9 protein-coding genes are annotated in these 19,264 nt (G+C 33.0%); 5 read left to right on the top strand and 4 right to left on the bottom strand.

The features are described 5' to 3' along the window. Positions 1-134 precede the first annotated feature (134 nt). Positions 135-371, bottom strand: coding sequence for a hypothetical protein (locus ACZIYX_RS18370; protein ID WP_462683721.1), 237 nt, complete (start codon positions 369-371; stop codon positions 135-137). A 1,282-nt stretch (positions 372-1,653) separates the two neighbouring features. Between ACZIYX_RS18370 and ACZIYX_RS18365 the strand changes: the two genes are divergently transcribed. Both ACZIYX_RS18365 and ACZIYX_RS18360 read left to right on the top strand, forming a co-directional pair. Beyond that, positions 1,654-5,289, top strand: coding sequence for a carbohydrate-binding protein (locus tag ACZIYX_RS18365; protein WP_462683720.1), 3,636 nt, complete (start codon positions 1,654-1,656; stop codon positions 5,287-5,289). Positions 5,290-5,490: 201 nt separating this feature from the next. Beyond that, a complete protein-coding gene (locus tag ACZIYX_RS18360; RefSeq protein ID WP_462683719.1) occupies positions 5,491-6,471 on the top strand; it encodes a phosphatidylinositol-specific phospholipase C in 981 nt (326 codons plus the stop codon). A gap of 1,047 nt (positions 6,472-7,518) precedes the next feature. Here the strand turns inward: ACZIYX_RS18360 and ACZIYX_RS18355 are convergent. Continuing rightward, positions 7,519-9,381, bottom strand: a complete 1,863-nt coding sequence (locus ACZIYX_RS18355; RefSeq protein ID WP_462683718.1) for a beta-1,3-glucanase family protein — start codon at positions 9,379-9,381, stop codon at positions 7,519-7,521. A 92-nt stretch (positions 9,382-9,473) separates the two neighbouring features. Further along, a complete protein-coding gene (locus tag ACZIYX_RS18350; protein ID WP_462683717.1) occupies positions 9,474-10,901 on the bottom strand; it encodes a carbohydrate-binding protein in 1,428 nt (475 codons plus the stop codon). Between the two features lie 980 nt (positions 10,902-11,881). On the opposite strand from ACZIYX_RS18350, the gene ACZIYX_RS18345 reads away from it, so the two are divergent. Further along, entirely contained in the window at positions 11,882-14,668 is a 2,787-nt protein-coding gene (locus tag ACZIYX_RS18345) for a helix-turn-helix and ligand-binding sensor domain-containing protein (RefSeq protein WP_462683716.1), read from the top strand. A gap of 583 nt (positions 14,669-15,251) precedes the next feature. On the opposite strand, the gene ltrA is transcribed toward ACZIYX_RS18345, so the two are convergent. Then, on the bottom strand, positions 15,252-16,532 hold the full coding sequence (gene ltrA / locus ACZIYX_RS18340; RefSeq protein ID WP_462683715.1) for a group II intron reverse transcriptase/maturase: 1,281 nt from the start codon (positions 16,530-16,532) through the stop codon (positions 15,252-15,254). A 930-nt stretch (positions 16,533-17,462) separates the two neighbouring features. Here ltrA and ACZIYX_RS18335 point away from each other — a divergent pair. Further along, positions 17,463-18,080 carry an ApaLI family restriction endonuclease gene (locus tag ACZIYX_RS18335; protein ID WP_462683714.1) on the top strand — a complete coding sequence of 206 codons (618 nt, stop codon included), beginning with the start codon at positions 17,463-17,465 and terminating at the stop codon, positions 18,078-18,080. Beyond that, a partial coding sequence (locus tag ACZIYX_RS18330; protein WP_462683713.1) for a DNA-methyltransferase occupies positions 18,067-19,264 on the top strand: 1,198 nt, incomplete at its 3' end. The genes ACZIYX_RS18335 and ACZIYX_RS18330, both read left to right, overlap by 14 nt.

Here is a 19,264-nt window from a genome sequence, read left to right as displayed (position 1 = left end):
TAGCCTCGGTAGTTAATTGGAACTTTGAAGTAACACTATATTTATTTGTTAAATCATTATTTATAGGACCAAAAGTGTCTTCTATATTCTGTTTTTCAGGTAACTGTGCTGGATCAATAAAAAAATACATGTGCCTAAAATAAACGTATTAATAATGTTAAGCTTGAAAGATTTGTTACGAGGTAAAAAATTGTATATACCTGCAAAGGTATCGCATCTACTACAGCTATAGCAGATGCATTTTCCTTTACATAAAATTGATTGTTTACCCTAAAACTAAGCTCATCTCCTGGTACCGGTCCAAAAGCTTGTTCTTGAGTTTGAGGAACAGAAAGCGCCTCTAGATCTGTAAAAAAGAAAAAATCAGACATAAAAAGTTTTATTGTTTTGATTTAAAAAAACTTCATAACCTTTTGGTTTGTTAGGCATAAAGCAAACTATTATTTTGAAAACGTATTGATTATTATCCTACTCACACATTATGCTTTTAACAATTTCGTAATACACTAAAAATCATTTATATCTAATTTATTTTAGTATAAAACATATTATTAGATTATTTTGTTTGGTAGTATATTTTCTACTCTATTTCAATTGAATTTTATAATCCTTTTATAACTATAAAAACAAAGTTCTGTAAAAAACCATTTGCCCCTACTACCCGATTTGGGTAGTAGGGGCAAATTAATTGGGGACTGCTTATAAACCCTATATCTATTGTTCTCCCTTTATTGTTAATTATATTATAGACAACCACCTATAGGATTTTGTCATATCCTATAAAAAAGGTATCTCTTAGGGGTGCTATTTTTGTTCGGACAGGTATTTTAAGGTGGTTTACTCTTAGCAATTATGTTAGAAAAATGAAGAAACAATTTTGCAATAAAGAACCTAAGCTAAGAAGGCTATCTAAAAACCCATTCCCTTTTTTAAATACAAATTATTGTTTTTCAGTATTTTAATTTAAATTTATTTTAGTTTAACATCTTAATCAAAAAAATACCTGATCTAAATAGGACATCTATAAATTGTTAGCATATAACACAATAGATGGTTTGAACCTTATTGGGAAAGAAAAATTTAACATAGGGTATTGTAGACTTTTTTTAATATAAAAAAGATAGTTTAACCTAGGAATCAATACCAAAAGTTGTGTTTATGCAAATATTTAAAGGGACCTGAAAGGAAGGGATTCTACTTTTAAAATAATTTTCCTATTATACTTATAAAGTACATGCATGATTAAAAAAATCATGGCCTTTAATCTGTATAGCCCGTAAAAACATAAAAATGATTCTTAGAGTTTAAAAAGATTCCCATAAATACAAAAAAGCATTTCTATATACAACATTACCTATACAAACACACTATATTTTATTGCTACCCCCACACATTTATTAATATATTTTTAAACCTAAGTTTGCCCTACCTTTCCTTTCAAAACAAGCTTCAAAACTTTTTTTCAACCTCTAGACATCTTCAAATTACTTCTGTATACTTTTTGTAGTGGTACATCACAAAGGGTTTACAATAGCTTTAAATTATTTTTGAAATAAAATAATCTTCCAAAAAAATCATGAATTCTTTAAAAACTTGCCACTATAATTTAACCTTAATACAAACACACCTATAAATTTAAAACTCTAATTACTAATGAAAAAATTAATTTCCTTACTAGCAGTCATGGCTTTGCTATTGCTACCACAATGGTCATGTACTACAAAAAAGAAAGACCCTTTACATCGTCCTATTGCACATTTTAAAGAAAAAAAAGAAAGAGAAGATCATAACCCTGATAAATATGCTATATGGACACCTGAACAAGCAGCACACCATCAAAAAATCCTTAAAAAACTTACTGCAACATCCAAATCTTTTGCTAAAAATAAAAGTGGTTCTACTGTAACTTATGCAAATGGCAGCTTACAAGGGAAATGGACTGTAAGAGGGCCTAAAAATATGCCAGGTGCGTTTAAGTTTGCAGAAATATTAGACGGTACCGATATTGTTTATGCAGTAACGCATAACCACTATGCATCAGAATATAACTCAAAATCTTATATTTATAAAGGAACTGTTTACAATCCCAAGAAAGGAAAAGGAGGTGATGATTTTGAATTGCTTACAGCTAATTGGCCAAACCGGTATCAAAACCTGTTTGCTTTTAAAATAAAAGAAAATACCAGATTGGTAGCTCATATTGAAAATGGACCTTTATACTATTCTGATGATGAAGGAAACTCTTGGAAAACCTCAAAAGGCCTTCCTGCTTCAAATACAAGTTCTGCGATTAACAGACAGGATAATCATACCATTTATGTAACCAATAACAGATCTGTATATGTTTCTAACGATTTTGGGGTTAGTTTTTCTTTGATCCAAAATTTCAGCGATTCTAAAAAGTCTTTTTTATATACACCTCGATATAAAAATCAACCAAATGCTGATCGGGTATACCTAGCTAGAGCTGGTTCTTTCTATACGCTAAATAGTAGTAAAACAGAATTTATTAAAAATGGCACGTATTCGTCTAGTAATCAAAATAATGATTTTTTTAGTATAGGAGGGGATTCTAGAAAACTTTATATTAACGAAGGGGATAAACGAAGATTTTGGGTATCCTCTGATGGAGGAAAAAAATGGGTTGAAAAATTCCCGAAAGCAAATAATTATGACATCATAATAGAAATGAGTGCCGGTATGTTTTTCGCTACGAATCCAGAAAATGAAAATATTGTAATTGGAGGATATATGTGTCCGGTAGTATCAACCAATGGGCTTGAGTCCACATTATCAAATATTACCGGCTGGGGAAATTATCAAAATGGGGTTAATCTATCTGCTCAGGATTATTATAATCGCATCCGATTTAATTATCATCCTGATTTTCAATCATCATATTTCTTCTACAATAGTAGTGGTGATCTTTTTTCTCTTCGTTGTTCTGATGGAGGAATCTTTATTTCCTATAAAGATTGGATTGATTACCCTTCTTCTGGTACACCTTTCAATAATTCTGGATACGCCAATGCTCATTTTATTAATATTACTACTCTAAACACCCCTACTTCTTTAATTTATAGGGAGAGTTTATTTACTGGTGCTAAAGATCCTAATCATATTCATTTTGGAACGCAAGACCAAGGAAGCCAAAGTATTATTCCTAAAACAACAACAGAAAAATCACTCGATTTTTATCAAAACATAGGAGGGGATGGACCCTCTATAGACAGTTATGATGGTAACAATGTATGGAAATGGCAGCGTGAAGGGAATAAAGTATGGGCTCCCGTAAAAGCATATACAGATGATGGAAAATTTCTATCTATAGGACAGATAAATGGAAAAATCAACCCTAACCATAACTTTATATTTAAAGGAAGTGCAACCAATATTGGTTGGGTTCAAACTTATATAGATCAGAACCAGCCAGGGCAAAGAATGTGGATGCTAGCAAAACAATTGAATAGAGCAACCTTAAATGGGGACAAATTAGTAGGCCATACAGTGACCAAAGGCACTAATCAAGTAGCAGCTCTTGCCCAAAGCAATAAAAATCCAGAAGAACTCTTTATGCTTCAGGATGGAAACGTTTATATTTCGAAAAATAGAGGGGACACTTTTGGTGCTGCAATTGCAACTCCTTTTAAAAAAACCACAGAAAGTTATGACCGTGCAGATATCGGAAGTGGAGTTGTCATTCCAAACAAAAATAACTGGATATTGTTTTGCGGTCCAAGTACAAATAATGTAGGGGCAATATTATCCAAAAATGGTGGAGATACTTGGGAGGATGTTACAGGGGATTTTCCTTATGGAGAAGATGCTCAAACTGGTGGTATGGTGGTTACCCCAGATGGAAAATATGTTTTTGCTGGCACAGATATAGGCCCTTATGTATTTGTTGTCGAACAAGAAAAATGGTATTCTATTGCCGAAGGTATCGGTTTTTTTAATGCTATGGATGTAGACTATATAGCTTCTACCAATACTATCCGTTTTGGTTCTTGGGGATCTGGAGTAATAGATTTTGAAATTAAAGAACTTACAAACCCACAAACAGCATACAAAGAACATTCAATCCCAGGAATTATACAAGTAGAAGATTATGATAATGGAGGACAAAATGTTGCCTACAATGATACCGATACCTCTAATAATGGTAACCAGGGAAGGCTTAATGAAGGGGTAGATGTCGAAAATACAACCGATATCGGAAAGGGGTATAACATAGGGTATATCAATGATGGGGAATGGCTTGAGTATACTGTATCGAATATAGAAAAAGGTAATTATGATATTACATTTAGAGTGGCCAGCCCTGTTAATACCCCTAAATCTATAGATGTCAAACTTGGGTTATCTAACCTTGGTACGCTTACAGTCCCAAATACAGGTGGCTACCAATCATGGAAAGATGTAACAATCAAAAACGTAAACATTACTGATCCTAACGATAACCAAGTCCTGCGGCTTAACCTTAATGGAGGGGCTTTTAATCTTAATTGGGTACAGTTCAAAAAAAACACAGCTTACAAAGAGCATTCGATTCCTGGCATTGTACAAGTAGAAGATTATAATAATGGAGGACAAGGTATTGCTTATAATGATACCGATACTTCTAATAATGGTAACCAGGGAAGGCTTAATGAAGGAGTAGATATCGAAAACACAACCGACGAAGGAAAAGGAACAAATGTAGGATGGATAAATGATGGGGAATGGCTTACATATACCATTGCTAATATAGAGGCTGGTAATTATGATATTACATTTAGAGTGGCCAGCCCTGCTAATACCCCCAAATCTATAGATGTCAAACTTGGGTTATCTAACCTTGGTACGCTTACAGTCCCAAATACAGGTGGCTACCAATCATGGAAGGATGTAACAATCAAAAACGTAAATATTACTGATCCTAACGATAATCAAGTCTTGCGGCTTAACCTTAATGGAGGGGCTTTTAATCTTAATTGGGTAAAATTTGAAAAAGCAACTATAAAGGACTCTAATAGATTAAATATAGCACAACCTTTGTCTAATTTGAAACTCTATCCAAACCCGGCAAATGACAGGTTGGCAATTCTGTACAAAATCAACCAAGATTCAAGTATAACTGTAAAAGTGATAAATGCTATTGGAAAAACCATAGGAAACCCTATACATATTGGCTATAACAATTTTGGTGATTTACAATTAGATATTAGTCATTTACCAGAGGGGACATATTTCCTTAAAGTTACTGAAAAGAAATCTTCTATTGTTAAAAAATTTATAGTTGTAAGGTAAAAGCAAAATAATCATTTAGTTTTTATGAAACCATTTAAAGGGTTGTAAGTGTTTTGAACACACATAAAAAAACATTTAAGCAACCCTTTTTTTGGATTAATACCAATAATAGACGAATAACTTGATATTAGAAAATATCCAATCCCATAGGGCTTTAATAAAAAAAGCGATTATAAATTAAACCAATTTAAATTTACAAATATGAAAACCAATTTTATTGCTAAGGCAGTTTTAGTAATGACAGCAGCCTTACTTTTTCAATCCTGTGAAAAGGATGACAGCTTAGAATCTGTTGTCCTTCAAACCTCATTAGATTCAGGCGATATCAAAAAATATAGCCCTAACTATTCTTTATCTAATTGGATGGGGGCTATTAACGATAATGTAAGTCTTTCTGCATTAAGTATTCCCGGAACACATGATTCTGGAGCAAGGTTTGATTCCTCTTTTCTTTCTGACACGGCAAAGAGCCAAGATTTAACTATTGGGGAGCAACTAAATAACGGCACTCGTTTTTTGGACATTAGGTGTAGGCATATTGATAATAGTTTTACCATACATCATGGAGCTGTGTACCAAAAACTTAACTTTAATGATGTGTTAAGCTATTGTTATGATTTTTTAAATAGAAACCCTACTGAAACTATTATCATGTTAATAAAAGAAGAACATGACCCTAGTAACAATAACCGTTCATTTGAAGCTACTTTAGATACTTATATTAATCAGAATACCAGTAAATGGTACTTGAAGGAGCATATTCCCACATTAAATAACGCAAGAGGGAAAATTGTATTGCTAAGAAGATTTCATTCAAATAATCAAAAAGGTATAAATGCTACCAACTGGAAAGATAATACCACTTTTACTATAAACAATGGCAAAGCTATTCTAGAAATACAAGATAAATACAAAGTATCAAACAACCATGATAAATGGAATGATATAATAAGCTTATTATCTACTGCCAAAAACGGAGACAGTAGAGCGATGTACATTAATTTTACTAGCGGATACCAAACAAACTGGCTTGGTATTCCTAGAATTTCCAAGGTATCTAACAATATCAACCCAAAAATAACCAGTTATTTTACCAATAATACTGCTGGTCGCTATGGTGCAATCTTAATGGATTTTGCAACAGCTAATAGAAATAAGTTAATTATTGCTACTAATTTTTAGCCCTATTGTTTTACATTATAGAGATAAAATTATACGAAATGTGAATAACAAAACAAGGCTGTCTTTTCAGGCAGCCTTGCTTTTTATACCATTTCATATATGATAGTACTGTAATAATTTGTATTTTGTAATATGCCAAAAAAAAATACAGATCACCATTAAAGAAAGATAGAAAAACCTTGCTATTACCCGCCCGCGGAGCAGGTGAGGTCGGGCGCGCCACGCGCCTGTCTCTCCCATGCCCGCGGGCTGGTTATTTATACCCGCGCCCAGACTAACTATGCCCGCGCCCGGGTGACCACCCTACGCGCCTTGGGTTTCTGCCCCCGCGCCCGACCAAAAGTACTCCGCGCCCGAGGAAACTATGCTAGCGCCCAAGGTAAAACACCCCGCGCCCGTAAATTTTGTGGCAGGGAACAGGTTTTTAACAAGAAGGAATAGACTTTGAACACTTCAGCACACCAATCCCTGAAGGGTTAGGCTCTCGAAGCCTTTAAAAAAACTGCCCAGAACTAACCCAGCAGAACAAATGTGGCAATGGTTTAAAAGTAATACCAGTTCTGATTTAAAAATACTCAAATAAAATACAGGTATTTTTTGTTTAGGCAAAAAAGAAAATGCAAGCATAGTCAAGGCTATGATTAAATTTTATTTTGAAGCATAAACTAAAAAGAGCAAATTTTAGGGGGTAATTTTAAATCAGAAATGGTATAAAATAGCAATGAAAATTTATAAATCATTAGATCAACTAGAACAAAAGGTCATTAAGCTAATTGAGAAAAAGCCAAAAGTATAACTTCTCACCAATACTTAATAACCGCATATACCAGTACTTTTAATTAAGAAATGGTATTATTTAAATTATATAGCTAAATCAACATAAAATAACAGTAATCTTTCTAGTAAAAAATCGAATTTCTACGTTAAAAATACTCGTCATAGCTCTGCTATGACTGCGTTTTTTGCCTTGAACTTCGATTTTTTCCTTTATAAATCTTTTATGCCATTTCATATTAATTTAGCTATAGTATTTAATATAAAATCAAATTAGTTTTTGATAAGCCTTTCGGTAACTACACTTCCTTCAATATTTACTTTAACAAGATATATACCTTTATTAAGATTGGATAAGTCGATGGGTTGGTTTGGTTTAGTAGTAGAATATAATACTTTGCGCCCTAACCCATCAAAAATAGTGATTTTAGCATACTTGCCATCAAAGCTTAACTTTATTTGATCCATAAATGGATTAGGAGAAATCTTTAATTGCTGTTTATTTTCTTTGATGATACTTGATGTGGCTATTTCCAATGTTTTTTTATCACTAATGATTTTCAACCAATTAATATTATATCCTGCTTTAAGGACGTTAATAGCTATCTGCTGTTGCCCTTTTATTAGATCAACATTATGAGATATGGTTTCCCAATTTTGCCACCCTCTGGTATTTGGAACTCTCATTGTACCATAAATATGTTGTCCTCCTGCCTTTTCTAGCTGAATAACCCCACCTTCATTAGGACTGGCTACTCTATATTCTACTTTATAAGATCCGTTTGCAGGAATATCAATGTTCCAGATCATCCAAGATCCGTTAGTAAGATACCCTACATTTTGTCCTCCTTCAGAACAAGTTTCTTTTTTTACATTATAAGAATTCACATAATCCTCAGCTTCAATTAGCTCACTAAATCCTTCATGGCCATCAACCCCCCCAATTGTAATTTTTATATTTCTAGGTTTTGGGGTATGGATAGTTGCAGACTGGTTATAAACATCATCATAAGCAAAAGTATACGTTTGGCTCTCAAAGCTAATATCTGTTTCGTGAAAAAATTTAGAATACCAGTTATAAGGCCATGTTTTGTAGTATTTGGATGTATCTCCAAAATTTTGTAGTACACCAGAAGGCACATTTAAATCAACTGCATGCCGTGTAATTGCAGCAACCATTTGAGCTTGCACTACCAAATCCCATCGCGTTCCTGATGCCATAACACCACTACCTTCCATAGCGGCCAAAGTTGTTGGTTTTCCAGAAATGGTCGCAACCTGTCCATCGCTATCTCGGCGAAATACAAATCGGTTTCCTCCTTGTACTCTTCCTCTCCAAATGCCCGCATCTGATGTAAAGGCTAGTTCCTGACTAGAATATTTGGACCATATATCATTAATATATCCATCCATAAAGTTTTTGGGAAATGATGCTACTTTGGTTGGAAAATGAATAGCTCCCTCTGATGTGTTTAACAAACTTTTAAATTCATTAGGAGCTGTTGCTTGCCATTGTGCCATAATGTCGCTGTGTTTTTTTAATTCTCCTACTTTTTTATAAAAATTATCTCCCCAAACTTCAAGCCCCATAGGATATTGGTAGGAATCAACTCTTGAGGTATTACACCACAGCCCACCATCATTGAAGGTTAATTCTATCAGTTCAAATTTAATTCCTTGATTAGGATCTGTTGGATTAGCCAGGTTTGGAGCAGAATATCCTTTAGGGCTTCCTGAATGACCAAAAAAGTAAAGATATAACTGACTTTTAAAAGAAATCATGATCCGACATCCTGCTATTTTAGGAATCTGGATCGTTTGATTGGGAATATCACTTAACCGACGGAAGCAATTAGCATACTTGCCATCCAGACCTGGTCCCTGATTACCATTAATCACAGGTCCTTGAACCGTGTTATTAGAGCGACCCATACGATGAACCTTGCTTGTTACAGGATCTACCCATACATGTCCATCTGTAATACCTACTATTGCTATAAATACCTCGTTGTCGGGATATTCAGAATTGTTAGTAATTTCATAGGGCAATGTTTGTGCTTGGGCTATAGAACCCAAAAATACCAGTAAACCAATAAAAAAGCCGTAGGTAATTTTGTTTTTAAATTTTGTTTTCATTTGTGTTACGTTTAGAGTTTTAATTATTAAAAAAAGGTTTTGATCTCAGTATAATAGTCTCTATAATTTCTATTATACTGAGATAGGGTAAATTATTCTTTAAACAAACGTTTTGTTTTTTTAATTCCATCTTTTTCTATGGTTACTAAGTATAATCCTGTGCTAAGATTAGAAAGATCCACAGGAATAGTTGCATCAATTATTTTTGAGCTACTTATTTCATATCCTAAAGCATTAAAAATGGTAATCTTTGCATTTTTTAAATTTGCACTGAATTGAATTGTGTTCGTAAAGGGGTTTGGATAGACAGAAAGTTCTTCTAGAAAAGTACCTGTGTTTGTCGATACGTTTTTAGTAGTGTTTATTTTGGAAGATTGCCCTTTTATTGAAATCCAATTCAAATTCCATCCACCCTTAGTAGCAAATATTCCAAAGTTATGAGTTCCAGCATTAATGTATACCGAATGAGAAATTGTTTTCCAATTTTGCCACCCTCCTGTTGGAGGAATAGTTATTTCGCCAAGTTTTGAAGCCCCGGCATTGATGTCAAGAGACAGATTGCCTCCATTAATACTAGCAACACGATATTGAACAGTATAATTTCCTGAAACGGGAATATTAATATTATTGTAAGCCATCCAATCTCCAGTATCAATCCATCCTACATTTTGTCCTTCTCCAGAATCAGAAGTATCTTCTATTTGAACACCTTTCATAGCAGTATAGTTTTCTGCTTCTATAAAATGAGGAAAATTGTTTTCATTCTTTTGATATACACGCACATAATCTACATACATACTTGCAGGTATTTTGCTATTATCAATCGAAAACCCCGGCCATTTACCTCCTACGGCTAAATTAAACAGTAAAAAAAATTCATTATGAAATTCACTTGTTCCATTAATGCCATTACTGGTATTGACTTCATGATACTGGTTTCCATCAACAAACCATTTAATGCTCTTCTCGTTCCATTCAACAGAGTATACATGATAATTATTTATATTAACATCGGTATGCCCGCCATATAATGCATAATTTCCTTTGTCATCCTGCCAATGTATGGTTCCATGAACCTCAGATTCACTGTTAACGTGTTCCATAATATCTATTTCCCCACAGGCTGGCCATCCTACAGAAGTAATATTACTGCCTAACATCCAGAAAGCCGGCCATAATCCTTGGCCAGAAGGCATCGCGATACTTGCTTCTACTTTCCCATACTTAAATTTTCTTCTGCCCTGAGTTTTCATTCTTGCAGAAGTATACTGCTGTCCACCAAAATTTTCTCTCTTTGCAGTAATAACTAATTTACCATTTTCTACTACAGCATTTTCACGCCGATAATATTGTAATTCTTCGTTTCCCCATCCCGAGTTATTTCCTGTTTCGAAAACCCAATCAGAACTGATACCGTTATTAAATTCATCTTGCCACACTAAATTCCAATTTTGGGAAGTAGCAACAGGATTTATTGCTATCAAAAAAGTTAAAAAAAATATTGTTTTAATTGTTTTCATATTATTTGTGTTGTTAAGTTATTTTATGAAGATGATTCCTTTTTATCTACATATACACATAGGTATCTATTGATTAACTTTAGATGGAGTAAAAAGGCTATGGGTATCTGTAAATTAGAGAAGAATATGAGGTGTCAAGATTGTTTTTTTATAAAAATCTCAGAGATTCTATATCATAAACATTATTTTTTAGGATTAAACAGTTATTGTTTTTATTCACTAATATTCCTCTTTCTGACTATAGCAAATTTAGAAAAGCATTGTGTAGATGTAGTACAATATATTACAACAAAAAGTATACAACAATGAATATGGTTATTAATCATACCTCATAATTCGCCTTCCTTTTTTAAACATGCTCTTTCAGGAGCTTTTGAGAAATTCCTTAAATAATTAATAAAATAGATCTATTGTGTTTTTGTAAAGGTAATGTTGTGGTATTTTTTGTTCCCGATAGCTTTTACTTCTTAAAAAAAGGGACATACAATTTCTTTATAATATAAATTCGATTAATATTTGATCGTATTTAAGCAGCAAAGAAAATATGTTCTTTAAATTAGCAGGTTGGAGCTTTGTAACCTACAAAAATGTACTCTAATCAAGAAAAAATTGGGCTATCAAAATACCTGAAAGCAAGAGTATGTTAAAAGTAAATATTCATTGATATTCTTGTTCAGAAAAATTAACTAAAGTAGATCCTGAAATCTTAATGAACATTACAATATTATCAAAACCTATAAGTTATACAGGATAACTTTATAAATCGAAGAAAATTTATTATGCTTCATCATATAATGATTATTTTTATTTTGATATAATTCTACTAATTATATCCTCAAAAAACTATATAACAACAGGGTACTAAGAGAAGATATTACTTCTTAGAATGATATTATTAATAGTAAGTTTTGTTTCATACATAATTATAATACCTACTTATGTTTATTTTAGGTTATTTAATCTCCAAGGAAAAAAATATCGTGCTCTTTTTATTTCTATTTTCGATATTAATATTTTCGCAAGAATTACCTCCAATAGAAAAATATCTTCCAGAAACTTATGGGGGAGAAACTCAAAATTGGTCTATTTCTCAGTCTAATAATAAATATATATATGTAGCGAACAATAAAGGTTTATTAGAATTTAATGGGGCGACATGGACATTATACCCAACACCAAATGAAACGGTAATAAGATCTGTAAATGTAGTTAATGACCGCATATATACAGGTTTCTATATGAATTTTGGGTATTGGAAAAAAAATGATTTCGGAAAACTAGAATACACCTCTTTAAGTGATACTATCAAAGAAGGTTTAATAGAGGATGAACAATTTTGGCATATTGTAAATCAAGAAAACCGAGTGTTGTTTCAATCATTGAACAGGATTTATATTTATAATATTGATACTAAAGAAATTAATATTATAGAATCCAAAATTGGCATACAAGGTATATTTAATGTCGATGGAATAATTTACTACCAAGATACAGCCCGAGGCATTTTAAAAATAAAGAATGGTGAGCCAGTACTAGTTACCGATTTTCCTGTAGCCAAAAATGATCAAGTAATTAATATTTCTCAAACTTCGGATGGGATTCTTTTACTTACAAAAAATAACGGTTTTTACAAATATTCTAATGATGATATCGTTCATAAATGGAATATCCCTGCGGATAAGGTATTAAAGACTTCTAAGATATATAGTAGCATACAGCTAAGAGATAAGAGTTTTGTTTTAGGGACTATATCCGAAGGAATCATTTATCTGTCTTCAAAAGGAGAGATAATTCATCAAATTAATCAAAAGGAAGGATTAAGCAATAATACAGTTTTATCCTTGTTTGAAGATGTCGATGACAATATTTGGTTGGGACTCGATAAAGGGATCAACTGTATAAACATAAAATCTCCTATTACTTTTTTTAATGATTATAAAGGAAATATAGGTACTGTATATGCTTCAATAGTTTTTGAAGATTTTCTTTATCTGGGGACCAATCAGGGGTTATTTTATAAAAAAACAAATACAGATGACCTATTCAGGCTTGTAGAAGGGACAGATGGTCAGGTTTGGAGTCTTTTTGTATATGATAATTCCCTTTTCTGCGGGCATGATTTAGGCACCTTTCTTATACAGAATAATACATCTAAGCAGATCTCTTCAATGAATGGTGGATGGAATTTTAAAACTATTCCAGAGCATCCGGATTGGTTATTACAAGGTACATATACAGGATTAAGTGTATTAGAAAAGAAAAATGATAAATGGAGTTTTAAACATAAGATAAAAGGTTTTGATTATTCGGCCAGATATATAGAAATACAGGGACTGGATTTATGGGTAAATCACGAATATAAAGGTTTGTTTAAAGTAAAAATAGATAAAGAATTCTCTAAAGTATTAGATTTCACCAAAGAATCTTCAATAAAAAAAGGGAAAAACTCAAATATAGTTAAGTACAAAGATTATATTATATACGCACATGAACAAGGTGTTTTTATATATAATAAACAAATAAAGAGCTTTGTGAAAGAAAATATAATAACTCAGGTTTCGGGCAGTGAAAATTATCATACAGGAAAACTTATAAAAGATAATACCGGGAAATTATGGTTTTTTTCTCAGGATAATATTGGTTATATCTCATCAAGTCAGTTTTCAGATGAACTAAAAATTACAGAGTTACCTATTTCAAGATCTTTAAGAAAAGAAATGTTTGGTTTTGAAAATATCACTCAAATCGAAGAAGGTATATATATATCTGGAACAACTAATGGGTATATGATTCTAGATTTATCTAAAATAAAATCTGAAGAGCATGCCGTAGTTTTAGACAGGGTATCTGTAAGGAGTAAAGATGCAGAATTTGTGGATGTATCTTTTTCAGAAACACAACCTGATTTTGATTTCAATTTAAGTACAATTTCTTTTTCCTATACAATTCCAGAATATAATAAGTACTTAATTTCTAATTTTCAATATAAACTAAGTGGTTTTCATGAAAATTGGAGTAGTTGGAAAACGAATTCTCAGGTTGTTTTTGAAAATTTACCACATGGTATATATACATTTATGGTTAGAGCTAAAGTAGGGAACAAACTGAGTGAAAATGTTACCAAATATAAATTTTCGATAAATAAACCTTGGTACTTGTCTATACGGGCAATGATAGTTTATTTTGTATGCTTATGTTTTATATCATTTTTAACACATATAATGTATAAACGCTACTTTACCAAACAGAAGCAAAAAATGATAGAAGAAAATAAAAAACAACTTGAGTTAAAACAGCTAGAAAATGAACGAGAAATCATGAGACTTACTAACGAAAAGTTAACCCAAGATATAGAAAATAAGAATCGTGAACTTGCTTCATCTACTATGGGTATCATCAAAAAAAATGAAATCTTAAACAAGATCAAAAAAGAACTTCTAAAATCTAAATCAGGAAAAGAAGGACTCATAAGTGCAGAAAAGATCATCAATAAAAATTTAAACGATAAAGATGACTGGAAACATTTTGAAGAAGCATTCAATAATACCGATAGAGATTTTTTGAATAAATTAAAAGCAAAACATGCTGATTTGACCCCTAATGATCTAAGGTTTTGTACCTATTTAAGGCTTAATTTATCGTCTAAAGAAATTGCCCCATTGCTTAATATTTCTGTAAGAAGTGTGGAGATTAAACGATATAGGCTTAGAAAAAAACTTTGTTTATCCAGAGAGCAAAGTTTAGTCAATTATATTCTTGAACTATAACGAAATTAATCTGAAAATATAGAGCAAAATATGATTTTTAAACAATTTGTATTAAGAAGTGTTAATAAAGTGAATGTGAAAATAGGCGGAATTTTGATGACACACAATCTTAATTAGATATCTAGGGGTATACAAACTCGATTGCTAAAACAGACAGATTTGGTTTGAGTTTGAAATTTGATTTATGATGTTTTAGGCAGAAAACTATATGCAATTAATTGTAATAGTTAAAATTTAATTTGACAATTTTAATAAATTAGTAATATTAAATTTAGTCAGATGAATCGAGAAGAAAAAATTATTAAGCCAAAAACAGGTTTGCATGCTGTGCTTCAGTATTTTTTCTAAGGTATTTTGAAGCATTCTCTGGAATTGATATTTTGCATTTTGCAAGTTCTGAAAAAAGAATATAGCATTGCAGTATTTTGAGCTGCTTTATGAGACCCGCATAAAAGGTGATTTTTTCTGGTTACAGCAAATCGTGTAGATGGCTCCGCCATCATTAGATAGCGGAGTGCACCTCACACAGCTCTACTGAGTTTATCGAAGTACCACCTGCCATACGGGTCTCGTAACAGGCGGTTCACCAAATCGAAGTTTGCTCCTTATTTAAGTAGTCTATCATAGGAACGTATCCTTTTCTTTTAAGTCTGGATATGGTAATGGTAGTACCTGGTACAGGACTTTGAGCTACTGCCCAACCTCCCATTCGGGTTCGACTCCAAGCATAGGCTTGTCCATGTTTAATCCCTAATCGGATCAGGTTCTTACGTTTTCTCTCTACCTTTTTCCAATCATGCCAAATACAATACCGTAACCGATTACGTAGCCACTCATCTAACTTTTTAAGTTTGGTGTAGCTATTGGTCAACCGATAATTGTTGACCCATCCTCTGCATACTTGGGTAATTCTGTCCAATCGTTCTATCAAGGACATCGGTTTGGTTTTCTTGGTCAAACCTTTAAGATTACGCTTAAATGTATTCCAACTACTTTTACTAACAACCAACTGGTACTGTCCTTTTATGCCTTTCTTGTAGATCGGCACAAATCCATGCCCTAGCAACTCAAAATTTACAGGTCTGCGTATACCGCTTTTTGCCTTGTTTATTGGTAATTTAAGTCTTTCTCTTAGAAAAACATAAACCCTGTTTCCAACCTCTTTAGCTTTGCTTTTGGATTTTGTATAGATACTAAAATCATCTGCATAGCGAACATAACGAAGGCCTTGTCTTTCCAGTTCCTTATCCAAAACATCTAACATAATATTAGATAATAATGGGCTTAGGGGGCTGCCTTGAGGGATGCCTCTTCGGCGTTTATAAAACCTACCATCTATAACAATGGGAGATCGTAGCCATTTACGAATCAATCGAAGGGTAATCGGACATGGTACCTTGTTGTAAATTAATTGTAGTAAAATACTGTGGTCTACCTTATCAAAAAATCCTTCTAAATCAATATCTACAATATCCTGAAATCCATCATTGATGTACCCCTGTGCTTGTAACACTGCTTTATGGATGTTCTTCTTTGGACGGAAACCATAACTAAACGATTCAAAATCATATTCGAACTTTGTCATTAGTTGTTGGCTTACCGCTTGTTGCAACCACCTGTCTACTACTGTTGGAATACCCAAAAGTCTGGTTTTACCTTGACCTTTGGGAATACGGACTCCTAAAATCCCATCGGGGGTATAGCTATTATCCAAAATAGAGGTTAGAAGCTTGGTTCGGTGTTTCCGTATAAAATCGGGAAGATCCCAATACCTAACTCCATCTACTCCACTAGCACCCTTGTTACGCAAGACTTGACGTTCTGCTTTATAAAGGTTAGTAGCTTCTAATACCGATGCAATCATAGGTTTAAATAATTTGTTGTACTCCTGTCTGCCTAAGATTAGGCTAGCAATGCCTCCTAATCGAATTTAAACGTGATTTAATGTTCTGTCCTTCCTTACTTGTGAGACCTATGTGTTACTACTACACAACTCGTTTCCTATGCCTACTATGACTTCTGCTGACTTCTCCATACAGCCAACTCGTGGCTCTGGAGACCTCCCCAGGTAATGACATCTTCTTTCACTTAATCCCTGCCGCATCTACTATTTCGATACCTACTGAAAAAAAACAGCATTTTGGACTTTGTAGTGATGTGCCTACTTATCCGATCTAATAGCCTCAATATGCGGTTCGTGTACCTCAGTACCGAGCTTTGTAGTCTCGCTTCACCAGCCCTGAGCCTGTCGAAGGGTTCACTGCATACCTCACGGTAAACTAGCTTGCGACTTACTAATGGTTCAATAAGCCTGTCCTGAGCAAGGTCGAAGGATAACCCCTGCCCATAAGGGACTTGCACCCTCTAGATTAATTATTTATCTTCGATAAATAAAAGACGCCCATGCTGGGCACACACAATGTATAACCGCAATTACGGCGGATTCGACCAAGTCCGAATCCACTCGGAATTGTTAAGGCCTGTGCCAAACCGAAAATAAACGCTAACTTAACCCGTAACTGACGGTTATACGAGACCGTTAGGCACAATACCGAGAAAACTCGAACAATTATAAAAATGTATCTTTGTAAAAAGAAAATTAGGAATTAAAAAATAATGGCAGAATTTGAAAGATATTTAAAAGCAGACCTTGTAAAATTTTGTCAAGCCCTCGGAATAAACACTATGAAAAAAAACCAAAAAGGAATTAATTCAAGAAGCATATGAATTAGAGAAAAAAGAAATAACAGAAGCAATTGAAAAAGGGAAAGGTTATGATTTTTTAACCGCGAAAATGGAAGAGTTAGCAGAAAGATATTCTGATAGCTTGAGAATAAAAATTGACAGCCGAAAAGAGGAAATGCTAACTGACGACAATTCGCATTATTTAGTTTATCGAGTATTAGGCATTGCTACTGAAGAAGGTCGACTAATAGACGAATATCAAAATACAGGTCGATTTCTTTACAAATATGTTGGTTCATTCCTTGAAGAAGCTGCTTCTTTATGTTTGAAATTTAAAAATGTGGAAGGTGGGAAAATTTTAGTTGAAAATAATCAAGGACAAAGACCTAAAACTTTTGAAATAGATTTCCTAGATGGAAATAATGCGATTGAAATAAAATGGCGAGATGCGACAACTGATGGAGACCATATAACAAAAGAACACACTAGAGTAAAAGCTATTCAAAGTCACGGACATATACCAATAAGAGTTATGTTTTATTATCCACAAAGAACACAAGCTATTAGAATTCAAGAGACATTGAAAACTATTTACACAGGAGTTAAAGGAGAATATTATGGCGGAGAAGAAGCTTGGGAATACATAAAGAATTATAGCGGTTATGATTTAAAAGAAATCTTGACAAAAATAGCTAACAAAAGAACACCAGAAGATGGAAGTAAATAATATTTATCTAGGAAATTGTATCGATAGAATCAAAGAAATTGACTCAAAATCTGTTGATTTGATATATTTTGACCCACCATTTTACACTCAAAAAAAACATAGTTTAGTTACTCGTGATTCAAGTAAGAAATATGAATTTAGTGATAGTTGGGAATCATTAGATGATTATCTAAACTTAATTGAGTCTTGCTTAATTGAGTGCGAAAGAGTTCTAAAAGATAGTGGAAGTGTTTTTTTACATTGTGACAAAGTTGCTTCTCATTATATTCGAGTTACCCTCGATAAAGTTTTTGGAATGCAAAACTTTAGAAGCGAAATTATTTGGAGTTATAAAAGATGGTCAAATTCAAAAAAAGGTTTATTGAATTCACACCAAAACATTTATTTCTATTCAAAATCTGACGATTTTAAATTCAACCAATTTTATACTGATTACGCACCAACTACGAACATAGACCAAATATTACAAGACCGTGAAAAAACCACAAATGGTAAATCCATTTACAAAACGGATGAAAACGGAAATATAGTTTTAGGTAAAGAAAAAAAGGGCGTGCCATTATCGGACACTTGGGAAATCCCATATCTAAACCCAAAAGCAAAAGAAAGAGTTGGATATCCAACACAAAAACCCGTCTTACTGTTAAAAGAGATTATTAAAATAGTAACGGACGAAGGAGATTTAGTAGTCGACCCATTTTGTGGTAGCGGAACTACTTGTGTTGCTGCAAAATCTATGAACAGAAATTTTATCGGAATAGATGCCTCAAATGACGCAGTTGAACTAGCAAATAAAAGATTAGAAGAAATGATTATAACCGAATCCGCTCTTCTAAACAAAGGTTCGGAAAGTTACCTAGAAAAATCAGATTACGAGATAGCCCTGTTAAATAGCATAGACGCATTACCAGTACAAAGGAATTCAGGAATTGACGGTTTTTTAAAAAACCACTTTAATGAAAAGCCAGTTCCAATCAAAATTCAAGGTAAATACGAAACCTTAAATGATGCAATAGAAAAGCTTGAAAGGTCTTGTCAAGGAAAAGAATATCATTTAAAAATAGTAATCCAAACCAGAAATGAATCTAGAGGAAATAGACTATTTGAATTGGTTTCAAATGTTAGAATTATTAAGTCAGGAAAACTGAAAATTGAGCAATTGAAAGAAGAAAGTACTGTGCCTA

Source organism: Aquimarina sp. (genome assembly GCF_977115655.1).
The sequence above is the reverse complement of the archived record's forward strand: the minus strand, read 5'-3'. Positions and strand labels throughout refer to the sequence as shown.